This window comes from Novosphingobium sp. UBA1939 (genome assembly GCF_002336885.1).
Lineage (GTDB): Bacteria > Pseudomonadota > Alphaproteobacteria > Sphingomonadales > Sphingomonadaceae > Novosphingobium.
In genome coordinates this window covers 5,827-6,728 of the sequence record NZ_DDFB01000053.1, presented here as the reverse complement: position 1 = coordinate 6,728, position 902 = coordinate 5,827, and the positions used below count along the sequence as shown (strand labels likewise).

1 pseudogene is annotated in these 902 nt (G+C 66.5%); it reads right to left on the bottom strand.

What is annotated here, in order from left to right:
• Nucleotides 1-902, bottom strand: a pseudogene (locus B3547_RS08145) (copper resistance system multicopper oxidase); the annotation flags it as partial.

Below are 902 nucleotides of genomic sequence, written 5' to 3'. Positions count from 1 at the left end.
GGCTTCGCGCCGCCCGAGATCGTCTCGCCGTCGATCGACCACATGTAGCGTTCCATGTTGGCGGTCAGGTGGACGTCGATCTCTCGCGTGGGCGTGCGCTTATCCGGGTTGGCATCGCGCGCGCGCAAGTCGGCATACGTGAGGACGCGGTGGTCCACGTCCTCCAGGCCGGTGGGGCGGTCGGCCAGCCGGTTCACCGGCATCGGCGCGATCATGGCGACGCCCGGCCCCATCTTCACCGACGGCGCGTTGGCGCCATCGCGCATGGCCATCGAATGGTGCATTTCGCCCATGCCCTTCATATCCATGCCCATATCGCGCATGGTGAGGACCGGGCGGGAGCGGATCGGCGGGATCGGCGCTGCCATCCCCGGCTGGGTGGCCAGCGTGGCGCGTACCTGTCCGCTGCGGTCCAGCGCCTCAGCCACGATCGCATGCGGGCCGGCGTCTGCCGGCGTGACGATCACGTCGTAGGTTTCGGCGATAGCGATCTGTATTTCATCGGTTTCCACCGGCTGAACATCCAGTCCGTCGGCGGCGATCACGGTCATCGCCAGGCCGGGAATGCGCAAGTTGAAGTTGGTCATGGCGGATGCATTGATCACGCGCAGGCGCACCCGTTCGCCGGGGGCATAAAGCGCGGTCCAGTTCGCCGCGCTGTCATGCCCGTTGACGAGGTAGCTGTAGGTGGAGCCGGTCACGTCGGAAATGTCGGTCGGGTCCATGCGCATCCCGGCCCAGGCGAAGCGGTCCTTCGCGCTTTGGTCGCGCCCCGCCAGCAGGCCGGACAGCGTCTGCTTGCGCATGTTGAACGTGCCGCTCATCGCCTTCAACTGGCGCATGATCGCGTGCGGATGGAGCGGGCTCCAGTCGGCCAGCATCAGCACGTATTCGCGATCGTA